The sequence below is a fragment of the Enterobacter cloacae complex sp. 6730903 genome (assembly GCF_048283985.1).
Lineage (GTDB): Bacteria > Pseudomonadota > Gammaproteobacteria > Enterobacterales > Enterobacteriaceae > Enterobacter > Enterobacter hormaechei_C.
Window position 1 is genome coordinate 1 of record NZ_JBLVXX010000062.1, and the last position, 19,822, is coordinate 19,822.

Annotated in this window: 23 protein-coding genes and 1 pseudogene; 10 read left to right on the top strand and 14 right to left on the bottom strand. The window is 47.0% G+C overall.

What is annotated here, in order from left to right; genetic code table 11:
• Nucleotides 1-262: 262 nt before the first annotated feature.
• A complete protein-coding gene (locus ACNQ0W_RS22895; RefSeq protein WP_000125668.1) occupies nt 263-1,666 on the top strand; it encodes an ISNCY family transposase in 1,404 nt (467 codons plus the stop codon).
• A 32-nt stretch (nt 1,667-1,698) separates the two neighbouring features.
• On the opposite strand, the gene arsH is transcribed toward ACNQ0W_RS22895, so the two are convergent.
• A complete protein-coding gene (gene arsH, locus ACNQ0W_RS22900) occupies nt 1,699-2,403 on the bottom strand; it encodes an arsenical resistance protein ArsH (protein ID WP_000130816.1) in 705 nt (234 codons plus the stop codon).
• Nucleotides 2,404-2,489: 86 nt separating this feature from the next.
• Between arsH and ACNQ0W_RS22905 the strand changes: the two genes are divergently transcribed.
• The 3 genes from ACNQ0W_RS22905 to arsC are packed head-to-tail and all read left to right on the top strand — an operon-like array spanning nt 2,490 to nt 4,583.
• Nucleotides 2,490-2,810, top strand: coding sequence for a transcriptional regulator (locus ACNQ0W_RS22905; protein WP_000941305.1), 321 nt, complete (start codon nt 2,490-2,492; stop codon nt 2,808-2,810).
• Nucleotides 2,811-2,855: 45 nt separating this feature from the next.
• Nucleotides 2,856-4,145 (top strand): arsenic transporter, encoded by a 1,290-nt coding sequence (locus ACNQ0W_RS22910; protein WP_000922628.1) that lies wholly within the window; start codon nt 2,856-2,858, stop codon nt 4,143-4,145.
• A gap of 12 nt (nt 4,146-4,157) precedes the next feature.
• Nucleotides 4,158-4,583 carry a glutaredoxin-dependent arsenate reductase gene (arsC, locus tag ACNQ0W_RS22915; RefSeq protein WP_000065802.1) on the top strand — a complete coding sequence of 142 codons (426 nt, stop codon included), beginning with the start codon at nt 4,158-4,160 and terminating at the stop codon, nt 4,581-4,583.
• 59 nt (nt 4,584-4,642) lie between these two features.
• Here arsC and ACNQ0W_RS22920 read toward each other — a convergent pair whose 3' ends face one another.
• The 8 genes and pseudogenes from ACNQ0W_RS22920 to ACNQ0W_RS22955 all read right to left on the bottom strand — a co-directional run bounded on the left by ACNQ0W_RS22920 (nt 4,643) and on the right by ACNQ0W_RS22955 (nt 11,166).
• Nucleotides 4,643-5,470 (bottom strand): universal stress protein, encoded by an 828-nt coding sequence (locus tag ACNQ0W_RS22920; protein WP_001066652.1) that lies wholly within the window; start codon nt 5,468-5,470, stop codon nt 4,643-4,645.
• Nucleotides 5,471-5,488: 18 nt separating this feature from the next.
• Nucleotides 5,489-6,967: a SulP family inorganic anion transporter gene (locus ACNQ0W_RS22925; protein WP_000927306.1), complete on the bottom strand. Its 1,479-nt coding sequence runs from the start codon at nt 6,965-6,967 to the stop codon at nt 5,489-5,491.
• Nucleotides 6,968-7,458: 491 nt separating this feature from the next.
• A complete protein-coding gene (locus ACNQ0W_RS22930; RefSeq protein WP_000864986.1) occupies nt 7,459-7,734 on the bottom strand; it encodes a hypothetical protein in 276 nt (91 codons plus the stop codon).
• A gap of 140 nt (nt 7,735-7,874) precedes the next feature.
• Complete coding sequence (locus tag ACNQ0W_RS22935) at nt 7,875-8,072, bottom strand: hypothetical protein (protein WP_001371914.1); 198 nt, start codon at nt 8,070-8,072, stop codon at nt 7,875-7,877.
• Between the two features lie 986 nt (nt 8,073-9,058).
• On the bottom strand, nt 9,059-9,316 hold the full coding sequence (locus ACNQ0W_RS22940; RefSeq protein WP_000637193.1) for a hypothetical protein: 258 nt from the start codon (nt 9,314-9,316) through the stop codon (nt 9,059-9,061).
• Nucleotides 9,317-9,389: 73 nt separating this feature from the next.
• A complete protein-coding gene (locus ACNQ0W_RS22945) occupies nt 9,390-9,704 on the bottom strand; it encodes a hypothetical protein (RefSeq protein ID WP_001005009.1) in 315 nt (104 codons plus the stop codon).
• 47 nt (nt 9,705-9,751) lie between these two features.
• Nucleotides 9,752-10,648 (bottom strand): annotated as a pseudogene (locus tag ACNQ0W_RS22950) (hypothetical protein).
• Between the two features lie 2 nt (nt 10,649-10,650).
• Nucleotides 10,651-11,166: a thermonuclease family protein gene (locus tag ACNQ0W_RS22955; RefSeq protein ID WP_000464825.1), complete on the bottom strand. Its 516-nt coding sequence runs from the start codon at nt 11,164-11,166 to the stop codon at nt 10,651-10,653.
• 214 nt (nt 11,167-11,380) lie between these two features.
• Between ACNQ0W_RS22955 and ACNQ0W_RS22960 the strand changes: the two genes are divergently transcribed.
• Genes ACNQ0W_RS22960 through ACNQ0W_RS22975 form a run of 4 tightly spaced genes read left to right on the top strand, consistent with a single transcriptional unit; the run spans nt 11,381 to nt 14,594 of the window.
• Entirely contained in the window at nt 11,381-12,808 is a 1,428-nt protein-coding gene (locus ACNQ0W_RS22960) for a DNA cytosine methyltransferase (protein ID WP_000833380.1), read from the top strand.
• A 60-nt stretch (nt 12,809-12,868) separates the two neighbouring features.
• A complete protein-coding gene (locus ACNQ0W_RS22965) occupies nt 12,869-13,036 on the top strand; it encodes a hypothetical protein (protein ID WP_000220758.1) in 168 nt (55 codons plus the stop codon).
• A gap of 22 nt (nt 13,037-13,058) precedes the next feature.
• Nucleotides 13,059-14,378, top strand: coding sequence for a DUF1173 family protein (locus ACNQ0W_RS22970; protein WP_000078513.1), 1,320 nt, complete (start codon nt 13,059-13,061; stop codon nt 14,376-14,378).
• Nucleotides 14,379-14,390: 12 nt separating this feature from the next.
• The gene (locus ACNQ0W_RS22975; protein WP_000121164.1) at nt 14,391-14,594 is read left to right on the top strand and encodes a hypothetical protein; all 204 of its coding nucleotides are present in this window, start codon (nt 14,391-14,393) and stop codon (nt 14,592-14,594) included.
• Nucleotides 14,595-14,657: 63 nt separating this feature from the next.
• On the opposite strand, the gene ACNQ0W_RS22980 is transcribed toward ACNQ0W_RS22975, so the two are convergent.
• Entirely contained in the window at nt 14,658-15,863 is a 1,206-nt protein-coding gene (locus ACNQ0W_RS22980; protein ID WP_001371952.1) for a hypothetical protein, read from the bottom strand.
• Nucleotides 15,860-16,678 (bottom strand): DUF4942 domain-containing protein, encoded by an 819-nt coding sequence (locus ACNQ0W_RS22985; protein ID WP_000193207.1) that lies wholly within the window; start codon nt 16,676-16,678, stop codon nt 15,860-15,862. The genes ACNQ0W_RS22980 and ACNQ0W_RS22985 overlap by 4 nt, the downstream gene beginning before the upstream one ends.
• A 204-nt stretch (nt 16,679-16,882) precedes the next feature.
• Here ACNQ0W_RS22985 and ACNQ0W_RS22990 point away from each other — a divergent pair, with 204 nt between their 5' ends.
• Nucleotides 16,883-17,050 carry a hypothetical protein gene (locus ACNQ0W_RS22990; protein WP_001572379.1) on the top strand — a complete coding sequence of 56 codons (168 nt, stop codon included), beginning with the start codon at nt 16,883-16,885 and terminating at the stop codon, nt 17,048-17,050.
• A gap of 93 nt (nt 17,051-17,143) precedes the next feature.
• Here the strand turns inward: ACNQ0W_RS22990 and rcnR are convergent, their stop codons facing one another.
• A complete protein-coding gene (gene rcnR / locus ACNQ0W_RS22995; RefSeq protein ID WP_000019951.1) occupies nt 17,144-17,416 on the bottom strand; it encodes a Ni(II)/Co(II)-binding transcriptional repressor RcnR in 273 nt (90 codons plus the stop codon).
• Nucleotides 17,417-17,538: 122 nt separating this feature from the next.
• On the opposite strand from rcnR, the gene ACNQ0W_RS23000 reads away from it, so the two are divergent.
• Nucleotides 17,539-18,654: a nickel/cobalt efflux protein RcnA gene (locus ACNQ0W_RS23000; protein ID WP_001572377.1), complete on the top strand. Its 1,116-nt coding sequence runs from the start codon at nt 17,539-17,541 to the stop codon at nt 18,652-18,654.
• 257 nt (nt 18,655-18,911) lie between these two features.
• Here ACNQ0W_RS23000 and ACNQ0W_RS23005 read toward each other — a convergent pair whose 3' ends face one another.
• Together ACNQ0W_RS23005 and ACNQ0W_RS23010 are read right to left on the bottom strand one after the other, a co-directional pair.
• Entirely contained in the window at nt 18,912-19,346 is a 435-nt protein-coding gene (locus ACNQ0W_RS23005; RefSeq protein ID WP_000723070.1) for a hypothetical protein, read from the bottom strand.
• Between the two features lie 217 nt (nt 19,347-19,563).
• Nucleotides 19,564-19,822: ATP-binding protein (locus tag ACNQ0W_RS23010; protein ID WP_257880005.1), on the bottom strand; the 259-nt coding region annotated here is incomplete at its 5' end.

Genomic DNA, 19,822 nt, shown 5'->3' on the forward strand with positions numbered 1-19,822 from the left:
AATGACGAAAGCAGGTATGCCTGAAAGCGTGCGTATTGCCTGAAAACACAACCCGCTACGGGGGAGACTTACCCGAAATCTGATTTATTCAACAAAGCCAAGTCTATCAGTAAAGAGAATGAGAGATCAAAGTGGTCATTTTAATTGAGCTGGATAACGGACATTTCAATTGAGCCTTGACATAAGTTGTAGTAGCAAAGTTGTAATGTCCGATAATGGCTAAGTTAAGATGTCCGGCGTGTATAATCAAGTAAGGATTACCATGACGGCTCTCGCAGCGGAGTTTTTCACATTGGATGAAGTTAACCGACTCAAAATCATTCAGGATGTCATCGACCGGCGTCTGACAACACAAATGGCAGCTCAGCGGCTTGGTATCTCCGACCGTCAGTGCCGTCGTCTGCTTGCGCGTTATCGTGAAGATGGTCCGATTGGCATGACCAGCCGCCGTCGTGGTAAATCCAGTAACAACCAGTTGCCTCAGGGACTGGCCGCATACGCGCTGAACATTATTCGCGAACGCTATAACGATTTCGGTCCGACGCTGGCCTGTGAAAAACTGTCTGAGGTGCACGGTGTTCATCTTTCCAAAGAAACCGTCCGTAAGCTGATGACTCAGGCCAGTCTGTGGGTCCCACGTAAGCAACGTGCGCCAAAAATTCAGCAACCTCGTTACCGCCGTGCCTGTGCCGGTGAACTCATACAAATCGACGGCTGCGACCACCACTGGTTTGAAAATCGGGGACCTAAGTGTACGGCACTGGTTTACGTTGATGACGCAACCAGTCGTTTAATGCAGCTTCTTTTCGTGAAATCTGAGTCTACTTTCACCTATTTTGAAGCGACCCGGGGCTATATTGAAAAACATGGCAAACCGCTTGCGCTGTACAGCGACAAAGCCAGCGTATTCAGGATCAACAATAAAAATGCAACCGGCGGCGACGGCGATACCCAGTTTGGCCGTGCGATGCATGAACTGAACATTCAGACCATTTGTGCAGAAACCAGTGCTGCCAAAGGCCGCGTTGAACGGGCGCACCTGACGCTTCAGGACCGACTGGTCAAGGAGCTCAGGCTCCAGGGCATCAGTTCCATGGAAGCTGCGAACGCATTTGCCGAAGAGTTCATGAACGATTACAACCGTCGTTTCGCAAAAGCGCCTCGCCAGGCGTTTGATGTTCATCGGGAACTGGATGTCGATGACGATCTTGATATGGTATTTAACTGGCGTGAAGCTCGTAAAGTGTCGAAATCACTCACAGTGCAATACGACAAAGTCCTTTATCTGATTGAAGACAGCGAATTCAGTCGTCGGGCGATTGGTAAATACATCGATGTCTGGCATTACCCGGATGGACATAAAGAGCTCCGGCTTAATGGCGTATCACTTCCCTACTCCACCTATGACAAGCTTTCTGAAATCGATCAGGGGGCCATTGTGGATAACAAACGTCTGGGGCGGGCCCTGGAAATGGCGCAGCTGGTCCAGGCCGAGCGGGATAATAACCGGTCGCAATCCGTACCATCCGGAGACGGCCCTTCTCGCAGGCGTAAAGCTCCCACGACGAAGAAATCCCAGCGTTCCCTGGATCAGGACGATATGTTCAATGCCCTGGTGAAACTTCAGTCACGCTCTGAAGAGATATTTGGGAAGAAACCGATTTAAAGCCCGGTAATCCATCCGGGCATGCCTGGCTGTCAGATTTTGGCCTGATTGACCCGTGCCGCGAGCTCCTGATGACTCTCTTTCCTTTCGCTGTAGCGGTCGGACAGGTAGGCTGTGTGCCCTTTCAGGAGTAACGTCATTTTGAACAACTCTTCGGTAACGTCGACAATCCTGTCATACCAGGGTGAGGGTTTCATGCGCCCTTCATCATCAAATTCCTGCCATGCCTTTGGCACTGACGACTGATTGGGGATGGTGAACATCCGCATCCAGCGGCCAAGTATCCGCATCTGATTGACCGTGTTAAACGACTGTGAACCACCACAAACCTGCATGACGGCCAGCGTTTTACCCTGGGAAGGACGAACAGCACCTTCACTCAGGGGTATCCAGTCAATCTGGGCCTTCATCACCGAGCTCATGGCGCCATGTCTTTCCGGAGAACTCCAGACCATTCCGTCACACCACCTGACCAGCTCGCGGAGTTCAAGCACTTTGGGGTGACTTTCGGGCGCATCATCGGGTAACGGCAGACCGGATGGGTTAAATATTTTCACCTCAGCCCCCATCTTTGCCAGCAACCGCCCGGCCTCTTCCGCTGCAAAACGACTGTAGGACCGCTCTCGTACTGAACCGTACAGGATGAGAATTCGCGGCATGGTTTCGTTGTTGCCCGTAAGTTTGCTGGCAAGCGCATCATCAAAATAAGCCGGTTCGATTGCTGGTAAGTCGGTCATAAAAAATCTCCATTTCATAAGCTATGCTTTAAAAGTTATCACATATGAAATACCATATGTATTGTTATTTTTTTACGAGGTTAAGCATGCTACAGCCTGTTCAGCTTTTTAAACTGCTCGCCGACGAGACCCGTTCAACTATCGTGATGCTTCTCAGGGAGTCCGGTGAAATGTGCGTCTGTGACATCTGTGCGGCAACCGCAGAGTCTCAGCCAAAAATTTCTCGCCATATGGCCCTTTTACGTGAAGCCGAGCTGGTCATCGACCGTCGCGAAGGAAAATGGGTGCATTACCGACTGTCGCCACACATGCCAGCATGGGCTGCGGGTATTATTGATACAGCCTGGAACTGTGAACGAGAAAACATACGCAACAAGCTCAGTAGCGTGGCATCTGTCTCCTGCTGATGGCGATATATATATCCGAATAAACAAATGTGAATGGAGTTTCTGATGTTACTGGCTGGTGCTATCTTTTTATTCACGCTCGTCCTGGTTATCTGGCAACCCAGAGGGCTGGGGATTGGCTGGAGTGCCTCACTGGGCGCAATTCTGGCATTGCTGACTGGCGTCGTTCATCTGGGGGATATTCCGGTGGTCTGGCAGATAGTGTGGAATGCGACCGCCACCTTTATCGCCGTGATCATCATCAGTCTTCTGCTCGACGAATCCGGCTTCTTTGAATGGGCCGCGCTGCACGTTGCCCGTTGGGGGAATGGCCGGGGGCGGCTGCTCTTCACCTGGATCGTCCTGCTTGGTGCGATGGTTGCGGCACTGTTTGCCAACGACGGTGCGGCACTGATCCTGACACCTATCGTTATCGCGATGCTGCTGGCGCTGGGATTCAGCCGGGGAGCAACCTTAGCGTTTATCATGGCCGCAGGGTTTATCGCTGACACGGCAAGCCTGCCACTGATTGTCTCAAACCTGGTGAATATCGTCTCGGCGGATTTCTTTAAGCTTGGTTTCTCAGAATATGCCGCCGTGATGGTCCCGGTTAACCTGGCCGCGATTGCGGCTACGCTGGTGATGCTGCATCTGTTTTTCCGTAAGGACATTCCCGCCGTTTACGACGTTTCTCTGTTGAAAGAACCGAAAGACGCTATACGTGATGTGAATACCTTTAAAACCGGCTGGCTGGTTCTGGTGTTGCTTCTGGTGGGATTCTTCGGACTGGAGCCGCTGGGCGTACCGGTCAGTTTGGTCGCAGCCGCTGGTGCATTGCTTCTGTTTGCTGTTGCGAAAAAAGGGCATGCCATTAACACCGGTAAGGTGCTGCGTGGTGCGCCCTGGCAAATCGTTATCTTCTCGCTGGGGATGTACCTGGTGGTCTACGGCTTACGAAATGCCGGTCTGACCCACTATCTCTCTTCCTTGCTGAATCAGCTGGCAGAGCAGGGATTGTGGGCGGCAACGCTGGGTACGGGCTTCCTGACGGCCTTCCTGTCATCAGTGATGAACAATATGCCGACCGTGCTGGTCGGGGCGCTGTCGATTGATGGCAGCACAGCGACCGGTGTTATCAAAGAAGCGATGATTTACGCCAACGTCATCGGCAGCGACCTGGGGCCAAAAATTACCCCTATCGGCAGTCTGGCAACGTTACTGTGGCTGCACGTTCTGTCGCAGAAAAATATCAAAATTACCTGGGGATATTACTTCCGGGTGGGCATTGTCATGACAATCCCCGTGCTGTTTGTCACGCTTGCAGCACTGGCGCTTCGTCTGTCTTTCACTTTGTAATGAGATACTGATATGAGCAACATTACCATTTATCACAACCCGGCCTGCGGCACGTCACGCAATACCCTTGAAATGATCCGCAACAGCGGTACAGAGCCGACCGTTATTCATTATCTTGAAACCCCACCATCACGAGCTGAGCTGGTAAAACTCATTGCGGATATGGGGATCACGGTACGAGCGCTGCTGCGTAAGAATGTCGAACCTTTTGAAGCGTTAGGGCTGGCGGAAGACCGCTTTACTGACGAGCAGTTAATCGATTTTATGTTGCAGCACCCTGTTCTGATCAATCGCCCTATCGTGGTAACGCCGCTGGGTACCCGGCTATGCCGCCCTTCTGAAGTCGTGCTGGATATTCTTCCCGATGCGCAGAAAAGCGCGTTCACGAAAGAGGACGGTGAGAAGGTAGTTGATGAAAAAGGTAACCGGCTGAACTAAACGTGTTCTTGTGACGAAGGGCGAGAGAACTCGCCCTTTTTTATTTAAGATAATCAGTGCTAACGGAGGATAAGAAGCGGTTGTTGCGTCTTTTGCAGCATTTCGGAGGTATGACTACCGATAAAGAACTGCCGCAACCTGGAATGACCGTAGGCCCCCATCACTATCAGATCGACAGCATTTTCCTCGGCGTAACGAATAAGCGCGTCCCCGACTGATTGCCCGGTAAGATGTGTTGTGCTGTTTTCTATATCCGCGTCACGTAAAATTTGCTGTGCGGTCAGCAGCTCTTCCTTCTTACCGTTTACCATGACAAGGTGGCACTCCAGCCCCCTGAGTAAGGGACTCATCGTCAGACGTTCCAGGTTACTCCTGCTTTCTTCACTGCCATCATAAGCCAGCATGACTCTGGAAGGCACTGAGTAGTTCTCCGGAACAACCAGTAGGGGTTTCTTTTGCAGACGAATAACGCTTTCCAGATGAGAGCCTACCGGATGCTGGCTACCCCGACGCCCCAGCACCATGAGACGAAGGTCGCTCAGCTCTGCCAGAACTTCATCCGGTGTACCGTGTTTTTGCATCAAAAGCACATCCGGGCTTCCCTGTTTTTGAAGCAGTTCAGCACAACTTTCCAGTATTGCTTTCCCCTGGGCCATCAGCAGGCGATTACGTTGCCCTTCAATTTCTACCAGCTCATCGGTCAGCAATTGCTGACTGTCTATGCCGAGAGTGCCGGTCAGGTCTGACACTACCGGGGTGCTGTCTTTTTCGATAACGTGCAACAGTGCTAGCTGTGATTGCAAAGTGCGGGCTGCCCACGCCGCATATTCACACACTGACCGCGTTGAAAGTGAACCGTCCACACAGGCTGTAACAGTATTATTCATAGTTTTCCCTCCAGTCTGTTAATGACCGCCCATCAGTTTTTCGACTTCTTCAGGTTTATCGTGAACACCAAACCGGTCAACGATGGTGCGGGTGGCTTCATTCATCCCACGTATTTCAACCCCGGCGCCCTCTCTACGGAACTTAATGACCACCTTATCCAGGGCGCTGACGGACGTGATGTCCCAGAAATGGGCATGTGAAACGTCTATCACCACATTCTCAATCGCTTCACGGAAATCAAAGTGGCTCGTAAAGCGGTCTGCTGATGCAAAGAATACCTGGCCGGTGACGGTATACGTCCGGCTCGTCCCCTCCAGAACTGAGGTTACACGCATGAACCGGGATACTTTAGTGGCAAAATTGAGCGAAGCAATCAGTACACCGGTCAGCACACCGAAGGCCAGATTATGTGTTGCCACCACAACCGCGACGGTGGCAAGCATGACCACGCTGGTTGAAAGGGGGTGTGTCCGCAGGTTGGCAATGGAGCGCCAGGAGAATGTCCCGATGGAAACCATAATCATCACCGCGACCAGCGCTGCCATCGGAATTTGGGAGACCCAGTTGCGCAGGAACACAATCAGGCAAAGCAGCACCACGCCCGCCGTGAGGGTTGAAAGTCGTCCGCGTCCACCGGATTTTACGTTGATAACAGATTGCCCAATCATCGCGCAGCCTGCCATTCCTCCGATAAAGGATGTGCAGATGTTCGCGATGCCCTGAGCTTTGCACTCCCTGTTTTTGTCGCTTGGCGTGTCGGTCATGTCATCCACGATAGTGGCGGTCATCATCGACTCAAGCAGGCCAACCACCGCAAGCCCCGCAGAATATGGCAGGATGATGAGCAGCGTCTGAAGATTTAAAGGCACGTCCGGGAGCAGGAAGACCGGCAGACTGTCGGGAAGTTTCCCCATATCCCCGACGGTTCGCACATCCAGATGCAGCCACATGGCAATCCCAGTCAGCACCACGATGCACACAAGCGGTGAAGGAATGGTTTTGTTGATATAAGGGAAGAGATAGATGATCCCCAGCCCTGCCGCAGTCATGGCATAAACATGCCATGTCACATTGGTCAGCTCAGGCAACTGGGCCATAAAAATCAGTATTGCCAGTGCATTAACAAACCCCGTGACCACTGAGCGTGAAACAAAACGCATCAGCCCGCCAAGCTTCAGATATCCGGCTATCAGCTGGAATACCCCGGTCAGTATGGAGGCAGCCAGTAAATACTGTAAGCCATGATCTTTCACCAGCGTCACCATCAGGAGAGCCATTGCACCGGTGGAGGACGAAATCATCGCCGGACGTCCGCCAAAGAAGGCCATAACGAGAGGAATACAGAACGCCGAGTAGAGGCCCACCTGGGGATCAACACCGGCGATAATGGAAAAGGCGATCGCTTCTGGAATGAGTGCGAGCGCGACAACAATACCGGCCAGAACGTCACCACGGACGTTACCCAGCCAGTCCTTACGCGTCGAGGACAGCAACATAGTAATTTCTCAGTTTTTAGATACAGTCAGCCCTGGAGGGCTACATTTTTACGTACGGTAAAGCACATCCGCAGACGGGATGTTATTGAGTGCGTGCTGAGGCTTGCTCAGTACGACAGAGGAAGGAAAAACTCAGGGTGGCGTAATACGCATAGCGGTTGTCAGATTCTCCATAGCGGATGTGTATATATTGTCGGCTCTGTTGTCAGGAAGAACTTACAGAACACGTCGCGTTTGAACATGAAACACTTCAAAGCAGCCCAATACTACAAATAAAGCGAATACGGGGTCAACCCAACAAGGTACTCAAACGAAGAGGTTAAGATGCGATTTTTATCCAGGAATTCAATATTATCAAAGGACATTTGAACTTTGCCCCACCCCGGACATCTCTACTTAGCTTTGACATAAGTTATTGATTCATATGTGGTTATTTTTTAACATTTACGTTTCACGTACTGATAGATTGCCTTTGAAGCCAACGCTGACCGTCATTCATCTTGATCAGGAATTTGGGCATCTTCTAAAAACACCTTTGTACGGTAATCATCTTTCCAGCCTAACCAAACTGAATCTTCACCACCGGAAGAAACAACTTTACGGTTTCCTGTGAGATTATCAGCCTGTTCTAAGCATATTGACTGCATATCAATGAGCAAATCAGCTTCTGCGACTTCCGTGCCGCCGATCGTTTCATAGCCGGAAATCAGAACAATTGCCTCAGGGTCTCTTTCGTTCAGCATGGCGATCAACTCTTTCACTTTCATTTTAAGATACCAGTAGTTTATTTGTGTGCATTGCTGATGGATTTTATAGTGCTGCCGACCTTTTTCAAGGTGCTTCCGTTGCTTCCAACGATCATGCTAACGACCTTGTTGTCTGACCTGGTATTGCCGTGGTCATCCTTTTAGAGAAATGCTCCAAAGATCAACATGGCGGCATAGGTTTTCCAGCTTGACCAATCAATCGTGGAACCAAGCAACAGATAGAATGCCAGGGCTACCAGCCCCAGCTTTACTACTAGCGCGATTATTATGGTGAAGATAGACTCATCGCGTTCGCCTTTAAGTATTTTATACCGCGTAATTAAACTGTCGTTTTTCATGTAGCATCCGTTATAGTTATTAAAGTCCTGCATTAGAAGTTGTTATTTGCCGAAGTTACCTTGTATGAGTTAACTGTGGATCCAAAAATACAAAATATAAGCTGTGCCAATTGAAAGGATTAGAAAAGCACAGTTACTAATAAAATCTACTAATGCTTGTAGCTTCTTTATTCTCACAATTGCTGGACCGTGTTCAGTAGAGGTACTACTCAGCCCTTTTGTTCTGGCACTCTCTGCTTTTCTGAAAAAATTGTAATGCAATCCTGACCGCAAGCAAAACCATGCCAAACCAGTCGTTATTACGATATTTATGTAGAAAGCATATTGAATCATTTGTTCAGTTTCGAAGCTTTCCATTGAAAACCCTTTGTTGAAATGTTGAATAAAATTATTTTTAGTAAATGTAAGCAATAAATAGAACGAATATTAATAGTGAAAGATGCAATGCCAACATCTGCTTATGATGCCTTATGAGGATTTCTTCCTTCGCATTCATTAAATCGTACATCTCATCAATATTTTTATTGCTGGTATATTCGAGACGTTCATCACGAAGTAATTTGAACTTTACCAATACGACAAGTGATTTAATAATAAAGCTCGTAAGCATAACAGTTATAGACAAAAATAAAAAATAGGCCAAATTCATATATCACTCCATGGAGATTAATAGAAAAATTTATAATAAGTAATCTCATAGAGCATTACTTGAATCTTCTTCCCATACTAAGGACTCACCGAGAAACTTAGTTAAAGATGATTTGGCATACTGTGGTTCGGAAAAAAAACGTGGGAACCAGCCGTCAAAGCTTTGGGTACCATTGTGACGATTTTCAGGCGAGACTGATAAGCGGTACCCGTCTTCGTAAGGTGAAATGCTAAATGTGTATCCATCATCTGTCTTTGAGATCAGCGTTTTGCATGTCATATGACTGTTTGCTCACAAAGTTACTTTTCTAAGATATCGAAAAGTGTGGATTAGATCATCATTCAGATAGTCTTTTCATCACAAACTTTCCTGCCCACATTATCACAATTATAAAGGTAATAAAACCGATCTGCTCCCAACGTAAATTGGTTTGCTGTTCGGAATCATCCAAATGAATTGCATAAATGTAACATCCGAAGGTAAGCGTGAGTGGAACAACAAGCATCCCTACCTTTTTAGTAATATTTCCAATAAACCACCAATAAAGAACCCAGGAAATAATAGAAGAATAAAAAATTGCTTCTGAAACTATCATATGTAACCTCTTGAATTAGTCGATGCTGTGGGTAAATAAACCCGGACCGTCAAATGATGCAATTGCAAAATATTTAGTAACCATGAATCCTTCGGTTATCTATTTCAGCCATGTATGCAGTAGGCTTTTTTAAGAGATAGATTGGTGAAACGACATTCGTTTTGACTTTATAAGCCAGAATGAAAACACCTGCGGAGCTTGCCATAAGTACCGCAAGAAGAATAGATACCGTTAACTCCTTTGGTGTTTGTATCACCGAAAGAAGAAACAATGCGCTTATGGCTGCAAAAATCCAGCAATATAATGATGCATCCATAAAACCAGCTACAACACTCGATCCAAAAAAAAACCAAAATAAACTTATTAAGATTACTGAGTTTTCATTCATGTCTGTTCCTTGTTATTACTAATTATATTATGCTTTATAGTTGACCGTCAGACTACCCACGGGTTTTGACGAACAAAGTCACGCACTCCATTTATACATGCTTTTGAGATGACTTCAAAATAAGGATGGTTTGATGGAATCATATTCCCGGTATTATCAAGAAGCATAATAGTCCCTAAAGACCGAACCAGTTGATATTCATTGAGCTTACGCTTTAGCAAAGTTTGCAATCTATAAATTGTCTCACCGGAACTGTTACCTTCGATACCTACAACAGAGACCGTACAGTTCACTTCCTGATTATCAGATTGATAATCGAATCAGTAATTTTCGTTGCAATTTCCTTTTTGCGCATGCTCAATTTTGCCAGGCCATTTTACCCATAAAGAAGAGTTGTTTTTAGATCGTAAGATCTGCTTCAGCGTTTCCAATGGATTTTTTTCATCAACCTCAGACCAGGCCGAAATAAATTCTTTCTGCATTGCCTTAGGGTCTATAACGGCAATGAAATCAAATTCCTCTTTATTGATAGAGTTGGCTCGATCTTTGAGATAAAACAGACCGAGTTTATATCCCTTTTCACTTTTCCAGTTTGCTCCCACAGGCTGATAGTCTGTATTTATAAACGGTTTGAAAGTGTGAGTGTCGGGAGAAAAAATTACTGAGGGTGCCAGCACCCGGCCTCGGTATCGTATTGGATTTACAAATATTTTTTCCCCGTCACATAACATTTCAATAATTGCTTTTGTCACAACTACTGAAATAGAAGGTCTACATGTATTTTGATTTATTTCCCCGAGGTGCGCCAAACTTCCATCCTCACTCTTCAACACCTTTGTAAGGCAAGTCGGGCAATACTGTTGATCTCTATAATAAACAGGCATGGTTAGACGACCGGAATCGTTTAGTACCAACTGAAGTAACGGATGAGGCTCTTTCATCATGGTTATTTCTTCCCTTTCACCTTTCTGGGCTTTTCGTTTGCCTGTCTCCACTGCCATGGTGGGACAGGGTTGGTGTCTGCCCATAACCCTTTTGCCTCCTTTTGTGCTGCGGATTCATATTTGATATAGCCAGGGACAATGGCGTTATCTTCGAACCGATAAACCCACGCATATCCACTGTCCACCATAGAGGCATTGATATCATATCCATCTAACCAGATGGTACCTAACATACGGCCATAGATATCCGTACCATGGTCTATCACGGTAACGATTTTAGTTGCTATAGCTGTGGTTAAGGCCTGTTTTGCTTTTTGGCCAAAAGCCTGTTTAGATTCAGGAGCGTCTATACCATACATCCGTATTTTGATGGTTGTGTTTTGAGCATCCAACGCAGTTATGGTGTCACCGTCAACAATCTTAACCACCTTTGCCTCAAAAGTTGTTGAGTTCCCCCAGGACGCCACTGGGAATACAACAATCATGATGGGCAAAAGTAACTTTGTAAAAAAAAACATCATTTCACCTGAATTTGTTGAGTACAGACATGTATCCACAAGCCTATTTACAGGCAGTATTTTAACAAGTCATTATTTCATGGGCGGGCTTAAAACCAATCTTTTTGCAACTTAAAGGCAGAATAATCACAATAAATTTAGAACCTGAACCAAAAAATAATCCAAATTAAGCGTGTTAATCTATCTCAAAGATATTATTCCTGAGAGAGTTTGGATGAAACGTTACACTCATGATCTTGAGACAGACCTGAATGATGTGGATAAAACACCATCTCTGATCCACAAAACTTTGTTAACAGCTTCGACTATTTATGACCTGAAATATCTGGCTCAGGTATTAAATGATGAAAATGGCAGTAATTGGTCCCGTGCATCCCTTAAACGTCAGGTTACATGCATACCTGAGCATTGTGATCTGAGTATCGCAGATGGACGCTATCTACAGACTTTAATACCTTCACGACCTGCTGATTATGAGGACAGGCACTTTAGCTTTATCGATCTGTTTGCAGGGATAGGTGGACTGCGAAGCGGATTTGATGCCATCGGTGGTAAATGTCTTTTCACGAGCGAATGGAATACTTATTCCAGCCGTACTTACCGGGCGAACTGGTATTGCGATGAGAACGAGCACCGCTTCAATTCAGACATCCGTGACATCACTCTTAGCAACCGGCCCGAGGTTACTGATGACGAGGCATACAAATTTATCGATGCCTCTATCCCGGATCATGATGTTCTTCTTGCGGGATTTCCATGCCAGCCATTCAGCATCGCCGGTGTCAGTAAAAAGAACTCTATGGGTCGCAAACACGGTTTCGAGTGCGACACTCAGGGTACGCTCTTCTTTGATGTGGCCAGGATCATCCGGGCAAAACAACCTGCAATTTTTGTTCTGGAAAACGTAAAAAATCTGAAGAGTCACGATAAGGGTAATACCTTTAACATCATCATGAAAACGCTCGATGAGCTTGGCTACGACGTCGCAAACAGCGAAAGCACGGGCGCGGATGATCCTAAAGTCATCGATGGCCGTCATTTCCGACCCCAGCACCGTGAACGTATCGTCCTTATTGGTTTTCGCCGCGACCTACGTCTGAAAGACGGTTTTACTCTGAGAGATATTAAAGACTTTTATCCGGACAAGCGCCCTTCTCTCTCAGATTTACTGGATCCGAGCGTAGATAGTAAATACATCCTCTCCCCTAAACTCTGGGAGTACTTATACAACTATGCAAAGAAACATGCGGCAAAAGGCAATGGTTTTGGTTTTGGACTAGTAGATCCTTCCAATGTTAATAGTGTCACCAGAACCCTCTCAAGCCGCTATATGAAAGACGGATCTGAAATTCTTATTGATCGGGGCTGGTCTCATGAGCTGGGAGAAACTGATTTCCATAACACATACAACATGGACCGTCGGCCACGCATGCTAACGCCACGTGAATGCAGCAGGCTAATGGGCTTCGATAAACCCGGGGAAAGTGTTTTCCGTATCCCTGTGTCCAATACACAGGCTTACAGACAGTTTGGGAACTCCGTGGTCGTTGATGTCTTTGCGGCCGTCGCCAAACTGCTGAAGTCTCGAATTGAATTTGCAGCCTCCCAGCGCTTGCGGCAGTTTTACGACGAAGTCAGCTGACCTGAGCTCCTTCATCAATTTAAATGCTTAAGATTGTTGTAATAATGTCAGAGGTCAACCATGACGTATTTCGAATCAGCTGAAGGTGAGACGGTATCTAAAGAACGAGCATTACAAGAACTGTCCAGGCATTGCGTTCCCGAAACAGATTTCGAAGAATTCTTTAGCGACATGGGCGTAAAGGAACAGTATGACGCTCAGGAAGTGTTGCTTTGGTTGGGATATTAAACTTCCTGTTTAGGAGACTACTATGAGCCAAAAATTCGCAGTGATGATTGCTTACGACGACGATCCAAACGTCAAAAGGTACTCACCTGACTTTCAAACGCAGGATGAGTTTGCTAAAGGGTGGCAGTCGGCTCTTAAAAAGGCACACCACACCTCAGGTCAAAAATCAGTCATCACCTGCGGATGTCGTGGAAAAGGAGAAAAGCGACTTTATGTTCGTGCTTTACCGAACGGTGATGCCTTTATTCTCGTCAAAGCCGCTAACACGGGCATTGAGCATGATCCTTCCTGTGTATTCTTCTCCCTTGATGCCCGGCATACCGGCCTGAAAGGATATGCGAGTGGTGTGGTCCGGATTACAACCGAAGGTGATATGGCTGTAAGGCTCGGTATCGGTATGACAGAGAAAGATCCTCCTGAAAAATCAGAAGTGCCTCCCCTGCCCCATGTTCAGCGACCAGAAGGAGGTCAGGCCTCAATGACCCTCCTGGGCTTGCTTAGTCTTTTGTGGACAGAGTCTGGTCTGAATGTCTGGTACCCGAAAATGGCAGGGAAACGTAACGATTCACTGGTACGGTATCGTCTGCTTGAAACCGCTAAACAAATTCGTACCGGCAGAGCCTGCATAGGTGACCATTTATTCATTGGTGTACCTGACCCGAAACAACCTGTCGCTCAGTCGCAAATTCAGCGTCTTTCATCACAGGCGATGAGTGATAAACGTCTCATGCTCCTGTCAGTTTTACCTCGCTACGATGCTGAAAAGCATGAGAAGCCACTTAAATTTTTACCCCTGCGGAATTTTGGGGGGCTACCGCTGATTTTTTTCAATTCAGAAGGCCATTGGGATAGCGTAAAGAAACGATTTTCATCGGAGTACGCAGCATGGAAATCCGGGGCGAAAATAGTTGTCTTTGCGTTGACGTCACCAGCTGCGGTAACCGGCAGAGGCCCTTCTGTAAGAGCTCATCAAATTGTGCTGATGCACGTTAGCGAGAACTGGATACCTCTGGACTCCTCCTATGAGGCGGTTGTTGCAGAAAAGCTGGATGCAGAGCACCGGCAGTACGTTAAGCCCATGCGTTATGATGCGAGTATTAGTGAGGTGTTCCCTGACTTCTACCTGCTCGACACAAAAAGCGATAAGCCGTTCCCGATGGAAGTATTTGGTATGGCCACTCCTGCTTATCTGGCCCGAAAGCAACTCAAAAAAGATTATTACAACCGTGAATATGGGCCTTATGGATGGTGGCACTGGGATGCGACCACAGCATCTGAAACTATGGTGCTGCCTCATTTTCCAGAATCACGTAAACCTCTTTCAACTGGCACACCTGCTTAAAATGGAGAAAAAATGTCATACATGCTTTCACTAAGCGAACAGACAAAACTGAACGCTTTCCTGTCAGGGATCCTTGATGATTACAAGACTGGGGTTATCACTCAGATACAAGCTGTTGGTAAAATCGGTAACGTGTTTTCTGCACTGGAAAGTGGAGACTCAAAAAAGGTAGTGCATTTGTTGACTGAAGGACGAAAACTCCTGCGGACGGGCTGAATGTCCGCAGAAGGTCTACTGTGCCAGGGGATGCAGAGAAGTCTATCAACCTGGCTTCATTTATCATGATGTTTTTCTACTACGCGGCTGTTTTGACTTTCCAGTACCTCCCCCTGCCATTGCACCAGTCAATGTATCAATGGTGCCTTTCAGGGATTCTGAGATTGTTTTCTCTGCCTCCAGGGTAGCTTCCAGCTTCATTACTTTGGACTGGAGCGTTTTTAATTCACTGCTTTGTTCAGCCACTTCCGCTTCATAGCCCTGGCTGACCAAAGTTACTTTTTTCAGGTCGGCGCTCAGCGACTCGTTTAGTTTATGGAGTTCAGTAAGCTCGGCATTCACCGCCACCAGGTCACCCTCCTTCCCGGACAGTGCACTTTTCAGCTCAGCACAGAGGTTCTGTGCAGCAATCAATTCCTGTTCAAACCTGTCCCTCTCTGCCTTTGTATCTGACACAGTCTGACTTAACTGGTCGCATTGTCTGGAAAGACCGGCATTATCAGAACGCTGAGTGTTGATCTCTTCGTTCAGCTTTTTTTGATATTCAAGGTGACCAGCGATCTCTGTTTTACGTTCAGCCAGTTGCTGGGAGAGTGAGTCATTTGACTGCTGTGCGAGGCTTAATTCATGCCGTGTGCTATCTAACTGGTGATGGCAGGTTTCGAGTTCTGCTTCGGCAACATTCAGCCTTGTTTCTAACTCCTTGACGGTACTGTCCCGGATCTCTAATCGACCCTGTAGCGCCTGATTCTCAAGTTTCAGCTCATCCATATCGGTAGCGCTTTGCTCAAGCCGCTGTAAAAGCTGCGTTACCTCCTCCTCCAGCTGCATGCTACGTGCTTCAGCTTTTTTAACACTATCACTCTGTATTGCGGTATAGCTTCTACGGTAGTGCCAGGTGATGTACGAGATAATATCGCCGAGTGCAACCTTCACCTCATCGGGTATATCCAGGTAACGGGCCTCTTCAGGAACCTCTTTAACATACTTCTGGTACTCAGCGAACATCTCCTGTGACCTTGCAAACGAGCCGCCAACAGCGTTTCTGAGCCAGTGAACTTTGAAGCTCAGATCGATATTTTCCGGGTTAATTTTTTTCTCTTCGCACAGACGTTCGATTGCATTGAAGTAATCGATCATCGCAATAGATGAGTACCTTGAACGACCCATTTCCTTTGATTTTTCTGTGGATTCGCTGCGGATGTCATTCTGCACCTCTGGCGAGGTAGCATCGTTCAGGCTTTTTTCTTTATCGTTTTCGATCATCATTTTTTTCCTGCGGCCGGAAGCTGGTTTGCAAAATATATGCTGATAAGATCGTTCAGAGCATTCAGAAGCGAGATACTGTCGATACAAATATGAACGTTTCCATTCTCAAACAGGCGACACCGCCAGCCATTCTCATCGCAGACCTCGCCTGTGAAATCTGTATTTCTCATGGCCGTCAGCCTGTCGACCATACTCAGCCCACCGCCGGTTGCAGGTGTTGGAGTATCAGAACAGATGCATACAATATTCTCAAAGTCGCGTAAACAAAAGTGATTGTCCTGCGAGAAACCGTTGTACCTCAGTACGTTCACACCAGGAAAAATCCCCCGAAGAACAAGCTTTTTCGGCATTGTATATTGCCGTGCATTGCTTTTAAAACTTCGGTCAAGCTTGTTGAGAACATCAACGAAACCTTCTGCAAGCGTGTCTCGTCTGTTAGCCAGTGCATGCTGTAATGTTCCCTTAACAATCTCCAGGGAAGCGACGGGCGGATCCGTACGTAGGGATTCGTTAAAGGCTTCTTTTTGCTTATGGTTCCAGTACCGGTCCATACCTATTTCTTCAAAGAGCCTTTTCCACGTTTTACGGTCAATTTCCTTACGCCCCTCCTCGATGGTGCGATCCAGTGACGACGGAAGACCAAATGCGTTGGGCTGCATAATTCTGCTGGTGAAGAGAGAGAGACCGCACAGTTCCGACGCTTCCGAGATTAACCGCATCCCTTCTTCGAATTTCTGCATGGCCATATCCCGGGCGCTGATGAGCTGCCCTGTCCGGCTCGCCGGTACTGGCTCAGAACCCTGGTTTTGAGTCATTTTACACTCCATTTTGGTATGTCAGAACATTTTGATTTGAGCAAAGGTAGGTGTACACAGACATTAAAGTTGTCTCCTTTAACATGAAAAAGACTTTAAAGTTGTCTACTTCTTCAGATAGACCTACTTAACAGGATACTAAGTAGGTCATCTCCTTTCTCGCGTAGCATCTCTCGACGTTCACAGCAGAGGACACGTTTCAAAATGTCATCCAAAATTTTTTTCCATTATCTGACGTTGGGTGATTTTGATGGTCAGCGAGTAGAGGCTTTAACAATGTGGGTTGCCCTGAGCAAAGTAAGGGAAGTAGATGTACCAGAAATGTACGCGTTGCCTTGCATGAAGGGGGGCATCTTAAAGCTCATTGATTAAACAAACTCACTATGCCGCTACAAACAGCCCAAAACCGTCACTTGATAACGTGTTATTTAGATAAATTAATGCTCAGGGCTTTTAGCCAAACTGTCACTTGATGTAAGAATCCAGAACCTTCAGCACAACGTCCAGGTCTTCTTCTCGTTTCTGTTCTTCACTTTCATGAACAATATGTTCAGTCAAATGTCCTTTAATCACTTCACGCAATAAACCATTCACGGCACCACGTATGGCGGCTATTTGTTGCAGTACAGCGGCACATTCGTGAGGTTCATCAAGCATTTTTTTCAGCGCAGCAACCTGCCCCTGGATCTTGCTTGTACGTGCTTTCAGTTTTTGTTTATCGCGGATGGTATGTGACATGTGGGCTCTCACTCTCCTGGATATTTTATGTAACTATACCAGCGTTATTCTACTGGGGGGTAGTATATTTTACTGGGGGGGAGTAGAATCCGGCCTACACTTAATAACCAAGAATGATTCTCATGAACGAATTTACGACACTTCTTCAGCAAGGCAACGCATGGTTTTTCATCCCCAGCGCCATTCTGCTTGGCGCGCTTCATGGACTGGAGCCCGGGCACTCCAAAACAATGATGGCAGCATTCATCATTGCTATAAAAGGCACCGTACGTCAGGCCGTGATGCTGGGTGTCGCGGCAACATTGTCGCACACTGCAGTCGTATGGCTGATTGCTTTTGGAGGGATGTATATCAGTAATAAATTTACCGCAGAATCAGCCGAACCCTGGCTACAGATGGTCTCTTCAGTGATCATCCTTGGTACGGCTTTTTGGATGTTCTGGCGAACCTGGAGCGGTGAGAAAAACTGGCTGGAGGGAATGCAGGAGAATGAACATCATCACCATGACGAAACAAGGTTGATCGATACTGGCCATGGAAAAGTTGAACTGTCCATTTTTGAAGAAGGACAACTTCCCCACTGGCGGCTACGCACTCTTAGTGGCCAAAGATGGGCTTCTGAAGATATCTCATTAACCACACTTCGGGAAAACAGTACGATCTCTCAGACTTTTGAATTTGTTGATCATGGTGATTATCTGGAGTCAACATCTCCCATCCCTGAGCCTCACAGTTTCAACGTACGTCTGTCTCTGGGACATCGTGGTCATGTCCATGACTATGATGTGGCGTTCGCTGAACACGACCATGACCATGACCACTCTGAGCTTGATGGGCTGGATGTGAATTCGAAAGAGTATCAGGACGCTCACGAACTGGCTCATGCCAATGACATAAAACGCCGCTTCGACGGGAAAGAAGTAACCAACGGGCAAATCCTGATATTTGGACTGACAGGAGGGCTTATCCCTTGCCCGGCAGCTATAACTGTATTGTTGATCTGCCTTCAGCTTAAAGCGCTTACGCTGGGTGCCACACTGGTTGTTTGTTTCAGTATCGGCCTGGCATTGACCCTCGTAACGGTTGGAGTGGGTGCGGCGATCAGCGTTCGTCAGGTCGCCAAACGCTGGAGTGGCTTCAATACCATCGCCAGAAGAGCCCCCTATATTTCAAGCGCCCTGATTGCTGCTGTTGGGATTTACATGGGTATACATGGCTGGAATGGGCTGGTGCATTAACACCGGTACTGATGACACACACTCTGGGTACTTACAAAGTACATCCTAAGCGCCACCGTTGAGGTTATGAGCAGAAAAACCCGGAATATAAAGCTGCTCTTTCCGGGACTTGTTGCTGAGGCAGGGATTAAGTAACTGATTAAATCCATTCCCATAAGACTCAATGATAAATGAAAGAATAAAAAAAACGCTCCCGGACGGGAGCGTAAGCCAGTGACTTCGGCGTCAAATGAGGGTCTAACAAGTGGAGCTGCGGGTTAATTCTGGGTGATCTGGCTGCGATGCTTTTCAGCCTGCTGCTGATGAATAACGGAAGACTGACCATTATTCGCCTTCTCGTGCACAACAGCGGCTTTTTCATGCTCGTTCATTTCTGAAAATGACGTTGCTGATTCGTTGGTGGCCCCTGGTTTGCCTTTCATCATTTTTTTATGCATCTCCGCCATGTCCTGGTGGGCAGAAGCGTTGCCGTTTTGCATCATTTCATGGGACATTGCAGCCTGATCGTGTCCGCTCATATCCATCATTGTCATACTGTCTCCCTGAACAGCGCTTTTTTCAGAGGTTGACTGCATCTGATGGGCGGGTGCCTGGGCATTATTTACCTGGTCATGCATGTTCATTGTCTCTGCAGCCATGGCGGATGAAGCGACAGCCATAATGGCAACAAATGATACAAGGATCTTTTTCATGGTTGGGTCTCCGGTGTTTTCATACCCAAACAATCAACGGCTTATAACAGAGAAAGCATTTGATCTCAGGGCGGGTTATTCATCACTCCAGGAACCAGGCGATTGCGTTATCACTCTGCTCCTGATTTATGTATGATTATAAAAAACCGCCTCTGTTTATCGCGTGACTGAATGATGACAATTTTGTCACCTTCCAGGTTTCTCCTGAAGAACGGGATTAATCCATTAACAGGCGCACACTGAACACAATTTCCCGCCCCTGCTGTTCTGCTGACAGCTCGCCGCCATGAGCATGAATGATCGACCTTGTAATTGATAATCCCAGCCCCGCGCCTTCCGTGTTGTGGACCCTTGATGAATCAGCTCGATAGAACCGATCAAACAAACGTTCCAGATTAGCGGGAACCTGGCCGGACATCGTATTCGTAATCATCACGTTCACACAGTCACTGTCACGCTCAAGGTGTATCGCTGTA

Excerpts from the sequence above, each read along its gene's own strand:
- ACNQ0W_RS22905 (WP_000941305.1), top strand. The coding sequence starts at position 2,490 with ATGCTACAGCCTGTTCAGCTTTTTAAACTGCTCGCCGACGAGACCCGT.
- ACNQ0W_RS22920 (WP_001066652.1), bottom strand. The coding sequence starts at position 5,470 with ATGAATAATACTGTTACAGCCTGTGTGGACGGTTCACTTTCAACGCGG.
- arsH (WP_000130816.1), bottom strand. The coding sequence starts at position 2,403 with ATGACCGACTTACCAGCAATCGAACCGGCTTATTTTGATGATGCGCTT.
- ACNQ0W_RS22930 (WP_000864986.1), bottom strand. The coding sequence starts at position 7,734 with ATGAAAGTGAAAGAGTTGATCGCCATGCTGAACGAAAGAGACCCTGAG.
- ACNQ0W_RS22925 (WP_000927306.1), bottom strand. The coding sequence starts at position 6,967 with ATGTTGCTGTCCTCGACGCGTAAGGACTGGCTGGGTAACGTCCGTGGT.
- ACNQ0W_RS22945 (WP_001005009.1), bottom strand. The coding sequence starts at position 9,704 with ATGAATGAAAACTCAGTAATCTTAATAAGTTTATTTTGGTTTTTTTTT.
- ACNQ0W_RS22960 (WP_000833380.1), top strand. The coding sequence starts at position 11,381 with ATGAAACGTTACACTCATGATCTTGAGACAGACCTGAATGATGTGGAT.
- ACNQ0W_RS22940 (WP_000637193.1), bottom strand. The coding sequence starts at position 9,316 with ATGATAGTTTCAGAAGCAATTTTTTATTCTTCTATTATTTCCTGGGTT.
- ACNQ0W_RS23005 (WP_000723070.1), bottom strand. The coding sequence starts at position 19,346 with ATGAAAAAGATCCTTGTATCATTTGTTGCCATTATGGCTGTCGCTTCA.
- ACNQ0W_RS22980 (WP_001371952.1), bottom strand. The coding sequence starts at position 15,863 with ATGATGATCGAAAACGATAAAGAAAAAAGCCTGAACGATGCTACCTCG.
- ACNQ0W_RS22965 (WP_000220758.1), top strand. The coding sequence starts at position 12,869 with ATGACGTATTTCGAATCAGCTGAAGGTGAGACGGTATCTAAAGAACGA.
- ACNQ0W_RS22970 (WP_000078513.1), top strand. The coding sequence starts at position 13,059 with ATGAGCCAAAAATTCGCAGTGATGATTGCTTACGACGACGATCCAAAC.
- ACNQ0W_RS22895 (WP_000125668.1), top strand. The coding sequence starts at position 263 with ATGACGGCTCTCGCAGCGGAGTTTTTCACATTGGATGAAGTTAACCGA.
- ACNQ0W_RS22935 (WP_001371914.1), bottom strand. The coding sequence starts at position 8,072 with ATGAAAAACGACAGTTTAATTACGCGGTATAAAATACTTAAAGGCGAA.
- ACNQ0W_RS22955 (WP_000464825.1), bottom strand. The coding sequence starts at position 11,166 with ATGTTTTTTTTTACAAAGTTACTTTTGCCCATCATGATTGTTGTATTC.
- rcnR (WP_000019951.1), bottom strand. The coding sequence starts at position 17,416 with ATGTCACATACCATCCGCGATAAACAAAAACTGAAAGCACGTACAAGC.
- arsC (WP_000065802.1), top strand. The coding sequence starts at position 4,158 with ATGAGCAACATTACCATTTATCACAACCCGGCCTGCGGCACGTCACGC.
- ACNQ0W_RS22975 (WP_000121164.1), top strand. The coding sequence starts at position 14,391 with ATGTCATACATGCTTTCACTAAGCGAACAGACAAAACTGAACGCTTTC.
- ACNQ0W_RS22985 (WP_000193207.1), bottom strand. The coding sequence starts at position 16,678 with ATGACTCAAAACCAGGGTTCTGAGCCAGTACCGGCGAGCCGGACAGGG.
- ACNQ0W_RS23000 (WP_001572377.1), top strand. The coding sequence starts at position 17,539 with ATGAACGAATTTACGACACTTCTTCAGCAAGGCAACGCATGGTTTTTC.
- ACNQ0W_RS22910 (WP_000922628.1), top strand. The coding sequence starts at position 2,856 with ATGTTACTGGCTGGTGCTATCTTTTTATTCACGCTCGTCCTGGTTATC.
- ACNQ0W_RS22990 (WP_001572379.1), top strand. The coding sequence starts at position 16,883 with ATGTCATCCAAAATTTTTTTCCATTATCTGACGTTGGGTGATTTTGAT.